We start from the raw sequence: 7,635 nt of genomic DNA on the forward strand, positions 1-7,635 counted from the left end.
AAAGGTAGAGCAAAAGTGGATTACTGCTTTGCCTAATTGGGCTTTAACTATGTCTCAACTTGATATCTTTTTTCCTGGTAGGTTAAAAATTGAGTTGAATTGAAAATGCGGTTTGACACACTTTTTTGAACGTTCCCCAAGATTTTGGAATTTTGAATGATTTTAATGAGATGTTCTATAAAAGTGATGAGTTTATGTAACATAAAAGGTGGATGAGAATTAATTGATATAAGGAATTAGATCTTCCACTGTCATCCCAGTGTTTCTTTCTCCTGCCATTCCGGCATTTCCTTCTCCTGTCATCCCAGTGCCCCGACACTGGGATCCAGTGTTCATATAATCTCATCACAAACGTTTATTTTAATTTAAGACCAATACCCAATTTAGAATCAAAATTCCTGGATTCCAGTGTCAAGCACTGGAATGACAGGAGAAAGAAACACTGGCATTCAAAAAACTTAACTGTAAATGAGTACGCCTGGTGGTTGCATAATAAGAACTGGAATGACATCATCTACTATGCAAATTACCAAAATGTTCGTACAGCTGTGACTGGTTTGGGTTTTGTACAGCTATCCTGCAAACGCTATGTAAATAACAACTATACATTTATCTTCAAGATTATTTACCAAGTATAGACATCAGCTCATCCCATTCTCTTTTACCAATGCCACTTTCTTCTCTAGTAATATTTTCTCCTTTAATTAGCTTGCGAATTATTTCAAGACCAGTTTTTGAAATGCAGGCTGATTTTAAGGAGTATTCAACAAAAGCATTATAGGCCAGCGGAACCCATTTCTTCACTATGTCCAACATAATTTCTGCATAGACTCTAATTTCATATTGGGCGTGCTTATCAGCTCTGAGCTTTAGAAAATGAAGAAGATTGTGTAGATCAATTTTCCAATAAAATTGGGTATAGTAATTAAGTGTTAGATTAGTTCGGGCAATTTCCCTTGCAAGGCCCTGTTCAATAAATTTCTCATAATGAGAGTATACCAAATTAGAATCATTTATTAGGGAATCTATTATTTCTTTTGAAGTACTTGAGTCAAAAGCTTCACCGCTGCCTTGTTTATTATTATCAGATTGTTTTGCAACCTGTTCTGGTATATAAAATTCATTATCAAGTATCGAATACCTTCCGGAATATTCATTCACATTTGCAGTTCTGTGTCTTATCCACTGTCTTGCAATAAAAATTGGAAGTTTCACGTGAAACTTAATTTCACACATTTCAAATGGAGTTGTATGATGATGTCTCATCAAATACTTTATAAGCGCTTCATCTTGATTTATCTGTTTTGTTCCTTTTCCATAAGAAACACGAGCAGCTTGAACTATGGCGCTATCAGAGCCCATATAATCAATTACTCGAACAAATCCATGATCTAACGCCTTATGTTCTTCGTATAGAATTTCATCTATCTCTTTTACTGTAGTTCGCTTATTCATAACATGTCCTCAAGGAAATATCGGCTCCACACGAATTGAGTTTTTCGTCCATTGCTTCATAGCCTCTCCATAAATGATGTGAGTTATTTATTATAGTTTCTCCTTTAGCCACCAAAGAAGCAAGAATTAAAGCTGCGGTTGATCTTAAGTCATTAGCATGCAGATTAGCTCCAGATAGACTCTTTGTTCCACTTATAGTAGCTTTACTTTTTTCGATGCTGATATTAGCACCTAATTTTCTTAACTCATTCGCATGTGCAAATCTACTTTCAAAAACATTCTCTTCAATGATTGATATTCCATCTGCAATGCACATAGCAGACATTAGTTGTGGTTGCATATCGCTGGGAAAGTTAGGATATGGATTTGTTGCAACATGAGCAGATTTAATAGGGCCATTTTTTCTAGAAATAATAATACCATCATCATGTAACTCAACTCTGGCTCCTATAGTCTTCAATTCATTTGCAATGCATTCTATATCAGACAAACTTACTCCTTCTAACTTTAGCTCGCCGTCGGTAATGACAGCAGCCAAAGCATAAGTACCGCCCTCTATGCGATCTGGTATTATTTTATGCTCACACCCATTTAATGCTTCAACACCTTCTATTGTGATTTTTGTATTATTAACTTCAATATTGGCACCCATTTTTTTTAGAAACTCTATTAAATCAAGAACTTCCGGCTCCGTTGCGGCATTGTTTATTGTTGTTACTCCTTCTGCAAGTGTTGCTGCCATGATTATGTTTTCTGTTGCGCCAACACTTACTTTTTCAAATGTTATTTCTTTGCTTTGCAATTTCCCCTTTGTTGTTGCAGTTATATTACAGCTATCAATTTCAATTTTAGCTCCCATTTCTTCGAGTGCCTTGATATGCATGTCAACAGGACGTTTTCCAATATTACATCCACCGGGAAATACTGTTGAAACTTTACCAAATCTGCTGAGCATTGGACCTAGCATTAAAAAAGATGCTCGCAGTCTGCTTGCAATTTCATGTGATATTAAATAGTTATTGATATTGCTACAGTCAATTTCCAAAGTATGATTTGCTTTATAGTCTTTATTGCATATAAAATTTACTTCTGCACCAAGACTCTTAAGCAGCTCAGACATCAAATGCACGTCAATTAAATCAGGTACGTTATGCAAAGTTATTGAAGAATTACTAAACAAGCTTGCCGCCATTATTGGCAGGACGGCATTCTTTGAACCATTAATCTTGATTTTTCCAATCAAGGGCTTATGGTTACTTCTTACTAATATTTTATGCATTTAATCAAGCGATAGAACTTATCAAGTAAGTATAATAGGTTAGCCGTAAAAGGCAAAATTTTGCTTTTTCTTCTTCTGTCATTCGAGTAGCTGACACTGGGATCCATTTCATCATCAAAATGTTATATTTCAACATTACTTTTATGCTGACCAATTTAACTGGATTCCAGTTTCAGCTACTCGAATAACATTTTCGTAGTCGATTCAAAATAGCATAATTAACTACACCTTTCCAAAGATGAGAGACGCGTTGGTACCACCAAAACCAAATGAATTAGAAAGCGCATATTGAATTTTATGCTCTTGAGCTTTAAGTGGTACAAAATTTAAATCACACCCTTCTGAAGGTTTGTGTAGGTTTAAAGTTGGTGGAACAATTCCATTGTTTAATGCAAGGATACTAAATATTGCTTCAACACTTCCTGCGGCACCAAGTAAATGTCCTATAGAAGATTTAGTCGAGGAAACAGGTATTTTATAGGCATAGTCACCGAATAACTGCTTCATTGCTATTACTTCAACTTTATCCCCAAGTGTTGTTGAAGTCCCATGTGCATTGATATACCCAATTTGACTTGGGCTTACTTGTGCACTCCTTAAAGCAAGTTCCATTGCCTTAAGTGCGCCTCTTCCTTCTGGATGTGGTGCTGTGATGTGGTGCGCATCTCCTGTGAGTCCATATCCAGTGAGTTCTGCATATATTTTTGCTTCCCTTTTTTTTGCATGTTCATATTCTTCCAGAACTAATATACCTGCCCCTTCGCCCATGACAAATCCATCGCGTTCTTCGTCCCATGGCCTTGAGGCCTCTTCAGGCTTATCATTGAATTTAGTTGATAGCGCCTTCATCGATGCAAAACCTGCAATTCCAACTCTGCATAACGCACTTTCTGCTCCGCCTGCAATCATAATGTCAGCTTCACCGAGTTTTATAGCTCTTGCTGAGTTTATAATCGCATGCGCACCTGTTGCACATGCAGTTACCGCTGAGTCATTTGGACCTATAAATTCGTATTTAATAGAAATATGACCAGATATCAAATTTATTAGACTTGCAGGAACAAAAAATGGGCTAACACGTCTAGGCCCCTTCTCCTGCATGGTAATTACATTTTCCTGAATTGACGAAAGACCACCTATACCAGAACCAATAGCTACACCTATTCGCTCTTTATTAATATTTTTATTTTCCAAAATTAGTGAATCTTCTACTGCCTGAACGGCTGCTGCAATTCCGTAGTGAATAAAACGATCTGTTCTTTTTAGGTCTTTTTCAGAAATATAATCTGGTGGATTAAAATAATGCTCAATGTTATCGGATTGCATAGGCACCTGCCCTGCAACCTGACAAGCAAGATCAGAAGAGTCGAACCTATCTGTATTGATTGCTTTGATGCCAGATTTACCTTCTTTCAGCTTTGACCAGGTGTTATTAACATCTGCTGCTAGTGGAGTAATTAAGCCAACACCGGTAACTACTACTCTTCTGCTCATTCAACATCAATTGTTTGCTTTGTTTACTACATATTCAACTATCTGTTCCATAGTTTCCATTTTTTGCGCATCTTCATCAGGAATCTCTATACCAAATTCTTCTTCAGCTGCCATGATTATTTCAACTGCATCTAAACTATCTGTGCCATGGTCTGAAAGCTTTGAAGAACTACCAAATCCCTCTACATCCTTACTGATGTGCTCTAGTATAATCTTCTTTACTTTTTCTTCTATATCTTCCCTAGTGCTTTTTGCCAATTCGCTCATTTCTTACTAAAAAATAACCTATTCTCTGATGTTATAAGAAATTTTGATGTTTGCAATAGCTTTTATGATTATATAAACTATTAAAAACTTCCTATCTCTTAGCACTCGATAGTTAATAAATTTAAAAATGCTAGACGAAACAACAAAAAATTTGCTTGTTGTAGAAGTGAATAAGCTCTTACCTGAAAATAGCGAGAATAAACTTATATCAGCTATGCGTTATGTGCTTCTTGCTCCTGCAAAACATATACGTTCTTTTTTAGTTATAGCATCTTCGTCGATATTCAACATAAAGGTTGAAAAAGCAATAACAGCAGCAGCAGCAATTGAATTTATTCATGCTTACTCCCTCATTCACGATGATCTGCCATGTATGGATAACAGTGACACCCGCAGAGGCCAGCCAAGCTGCCACAAAAAATTTGGTGAAGCAACAGCAGTACTGGCCGGAGATGCATTACTTACCCTGGCTTTTGAGGTATTATCTTTGTTAAATTGTGAGATCATAAAAGTGCTCTCTCAAGCAATAGGAATGAAGGGAATGGTGGGAGGGCAGATTTTAGATATAGGTGCAGATTTTGACAAAATAAAAGAAATTCATTTGATGAAAACTGCAAAACTATTTGCAGCTTCATGTGAAATAGGGGCTATAATAGGAGGCGCTACAGACAAGGAGCGGGAAGCATTATATAACTATGGAATAAATCTAGGGCTTATTTTTCAAGCCAAGGATGATATCGAAGATTATGAGCAAGATAAAACAAACAATTTAATGTCCGTGCTTGGAAAAAATGAAATGGAAAACTATATAGATAGTCTCTTTAAACAGGCCTCAGATAATTTAAGTACGCTTTCAGGGAATACTAGTGACTTATATGATTTATTGAATCAAGTAAAAAAAGATGGTTAGAAAAATTATATTACAAATGTTTATCTCTGTAGTAATGATTCTCACTTTAGCTTCTGCTTTTATAATTACGATTGTTTATATAAACAAAGATAAACCAGAGAAAAGGGAAAAGCTTTACGAAATAAATGCTACACATGGTGGTTTGACACAGATGATAGCAAGTTATTTGGTCAGGCCGATACTTGAATCAGCTCTTGATCGTTATATTGAAAAGCATGGGTTAGCAGAATATTTAGAAGAAATAACACAGCAAAAAGAAGAAGAGATGATAAACTTTTATGAAATTACTGAAGGTAGTGGCAGTAAAGTTTTCTGTGGCCAAGAAGTTCTGCTACAAATGTACAAAGTCTCCAACAACCTAGCAACGCTACTTCCGACTGATGTCAATTTGAAAATAGGTCAGGATTACTTAAAAGAAGTGAGTTTAGGGGTAATAGGTATGAAAGAAGGCGGAGAGCGTGTAGTTACTATTGCTGCTGATGACAACAAAATGAGTTTTAACTCTTATTACATCAAACTGATTGAAGTAAAAGATAAATATCCTGATTCAGTAAATAACCTAATGATTTTTAATGACTTAATTAACAAAACTGGAAAACGAGTAAAATGTGGCGATGAGATATCAGTTCAATATAGCATAAAGAGACATAATGGTGAGTATATAATCAAAGATCAAATAGTGCAGTTTAAGGTTGGTGACAAAAAAATACCACTTGCTATAGAACTTGGAGTTGTGGGAATGAGGGCTGGTAATAAAAGAACAGTTCTTTCTCCACCTGATCTTTTAACTGGTATATTAATAAAAGAAATAGATTTTGATGAAGAAAATATCTCAATAATTGATTTAAGCTTAGATTTTGCCATTAAGGAATAGCTTAACTATGATTGGCAAAGATAGCAAATTAAGAGAGAAGAGAACGTAAGATAGACAAAATAGTATAGAGTAAAAATATTACACTGAAGTTCAAAAAATTTCGCTTGTACAAGTAAGCTAGTGTAAAATCTTAATGCAGAAAACCAGACTCTGATGAGATTACTTAAATAGTATTTTATTAAAACTTTACTTTTGTATGCTAATATATACACAAGGAAAAAATAGAGTGTGAAAAATGCATTAATTTTTCTGAAGGAAATTTATGATTGAAACAGTTTTTGACTACCTGAAGAACAAATTTGAACTTGAGCATACTTATCATAGATTCTCAGTAAATTTCTTAGTGTATATTTCTCTACTCCCATTTCCTATTCAATGTAATTAAAAAAGCCATGTGTTTCTTAGCTTTATTTTGTGGGTTAATCTTTTTCTTGAGTTATGAAGGTCTGATAAAGGAAAAAAAAGAGGACTATGAAAAGCACTGTATAGTAGAGGCAACAGAGTCTGGTTGCAAATTAGATTGTGAGATTTTTAAGACATTCAGAGATAAACCGATAGTGAAATCAATAAAAACTGGTGAAGAAGTTGGCGGTGTAAACGAGTCAGCTTGGTATTTTCAACTTAAAGGAGATAGAGAACAGCTTGTTTTTGATGTGCTAGGCGATGGGAATTACCCAAGTGTAACGGGAAAAAATGCAAATTATTTAAAAGTGTTGCCTTGCGAGAAAGGACAGTTTCATAGGCTGGAGCTTTGTGATAAAGATGGTACTATATTCAAAAAAACTGAGGATGGAGCACGAATAAGTATAAGTAAATGTAATCTTGTAGGGGGGGAGATATAGAACTGAACAAGTATGTAAGGAAAGACTGGCTCCCATCATTCATTATCAAGCCATCAACGTCTAAAGAATTTGGGGAGGCTATAGGTGAGAAATCTAGAGCAGAAGTATATACATACGATCCAATTAATGGCGAAGTTGGAGACAAGGTAGCAAAGCTCAATACTACTATTTTACACGGAGACACAATCTGTAGCTATTTACTTGCTCTAGGTACTTCTTACGGCAAGAGTGACTATGATGATAGATACTTCCCTATTAGTTCAAAAAAAATTATAGTCCAGAAAGAAGAAAATGGCTCTTATGAGATAGAAATAGACAACCCACTTCTTAATATCCGTGAAGAAAATACTAAAGTTAGCAAAAAAATGATAAATTGGGAACGTTCAAAAAAGTGTATCAAACCGAAAAAAAAGTAATAAATTGATATAAAAAATGGAGGTTTGATATGAGTCAAGCAAATAGAACTACTGGTTTGGTAGATTATAAAGAATTAGAAACAAATATCCTGTCATCT

The 7,635-nt window shown here is 35.1% G+C and carries 7 protein-coding genes and 1 pseudogene; 4 read left to right on the forward strand and 4 right to left on the reverse strand.

The annotated features are described in order from the left end of the window. Nucleotides 1-621 precede the first annotated feature (621 nt). The 4 genes from thyX to acpP all read right to left on the reverse strand — a co-directional run bounded on the left by thyX (nucleotide 622) and on the right by acpP (nucleotide 4,495). Entirely contained in the window at nucleotides 622-1,455 is an 834-nt protein-coding gene (gene thyX / locus JR312_RS05180) for an FAD-dependent thymidylate synthase (RefSeq protein WP_264330706.1), read from the reverse strand. Beyond that, nucleotides 1,448-2,734 carry a UDP-N-acetylglucosamine 1-carboxyvinyltransferase gene (murA, locus tag JR312_RS05185; RefSeq protein WP_264330707.1) on the reverse strand — a complete coding sequence of 429 codons (1,287 nt, stop codon included), beginning with the start codon at nucleotides 2,732-2,734 and terminating at the stop codon, nucleotides 1,448-1,450. The genes thyX and murA overlap by 8 nt, the downstream gene beginning before the upstream one ends. Before the next feature lie 222 nt (nucleotides 2,735-2,956). Continuing rightward, nucleotides 2,957-4,228 (reverse strand): beta-ketoacyl-ACP synthase II, encoded by a 1,272-nt coding sequence (fabF, locus tag JR312_RS05190; protein ID WP_416647893.1) that lies wholly within the window; start codon nucleotides 4,226-4,228, stop codon nucleotides 2,957-2,959. A 6-nt stretch (nucleotides 4,229-4,234) separates the two neighbouring features. Continuing rightward, a complete protein-coding gene (gene acpP, locus JR312_RS05195; RefSeq protein ID WP_010406451.1) occupies nucleotides 4,235-4,495 on the reverse strand; it encodes an acyl carrier protein in 261 nt (86 codons plus the stop codon). A gap of 127 nt (nucleotides 4,496-4,622) precedes the next feature. Between acpP and JR312_RS05200 the strand changes: the two genes are divergently transcribed. The 4 genes and pseudogenes from JR312_RS05200 to JR312_RS05215 all read left to right on the forward strand — a co-directional run bounded on the left by JR312_RS05200 (nucleotide 4,623) and on the right by JR312_RS05215 (nucleotide 7,121). After that, entirely contained in the window at nucleotides 4,623-5,405 is a 783-nt protein-coding gene (locus tag JR312_RS05200; RefSeq protein WP_006014603.1) for a polyprenyl synthetase family protein, read from the forward strand. Further along, nucleotides 5,398-6,279, forward strand: coding sequence for an FKBP-type peptidyl-prolyl cis-trans isomerase (locus JR312_RS05205; protein ID WP_264330710.1), 882 nt, complete (start codon nucleotides 5,398-5,400; stop codon nucleotides 6,277-6,279). The genes JR312_RS05200 and JR312_RS05205 overlap by 8 nt, the downstream gene beginning before the upstream one ends. A gap of 253 nt (nucleotides 6,280-6,532) precedes the next feature. Next, a pseudogene (locus JR312_RS05210) lies at nucleotides 6,533-6,660 on the forward strand (IS982 family transposase); the annotation flags it as partial. Nucleotides 6,661-6,671: 11 nt separating this feature from the next. Continuing rightward, nucleotides 6,672-7,121 carry a hypothetical protein gene (locus JR312_RS05215; protein ID WP_416647894.1) on the forward strand — a complete coding sequence of 150 codons (450 nt, stop codon included), beginning with the start codon at nucleotides 6,672-6,674 and terminating at the stop codon, nucleotides 7,119-7,121. Nucleotides 7,122-7,635: the final 514 nt, after the last annotated feature.

Origin of the sequence: Wolbachia endosymbiont of Nasonia giraulti (assembly GCF_048054155.1) — a bacterium.
GTDB lineage: Bacteria > Pseudomonadota > Alphaproteobacteria > Rickettsiales > Anaplasmataceae > Wolbachia > Wolbachia pipientis_C.

Coding starts and splice junctions, on each gene's coding strand:
- JR312_RS05200 (WP_006014603.1), top strand. CDS start 4,623: ATGCTAGACGAAACAACAAAAAATTTGCTTGTTGTAGAAGTGAATAAG.
- murA (WP_264330707.1), bottom strand. CDS start 2,734: ATGCATAAAATATTAGTAAGAAGTAACCATAAGCCCTTGATTGGAAAA.
- fabF (WP_416647893.1), bottom strand. CDS start 4,228: ATGAGCAGAAGAGTAGTAGTTACCGGTGTTGGCTTAATTACTCCACTA.
- JR312_RS05205 (WP_264330710.1), top strand. CDS start 5,398: ATGGTTAGAAAAATTATATTACAAATGTTTATCTCTGTAGTAATGATT.
- acpP (WP_010406451.1), bottom strand. CDS start 4,495: ATGAGCGAATTGGCAAAAAGCACTAGGGAAGATATAGAAGAAAAAGTA.
- JR312_RS05215 (WP_416647894.1), top strand. CDS start 6,672: ATGTGTTTCTTAGCTTTATTTTGTGGGTTAATCTTTTTCTTGAGTTAT.
- thyX (WP_264330706.1), bottom strand. CDS start 1,455: ATGAATAAGCGAACTACAGTAAAAGAGATAGATGAAATTCTATACGAA.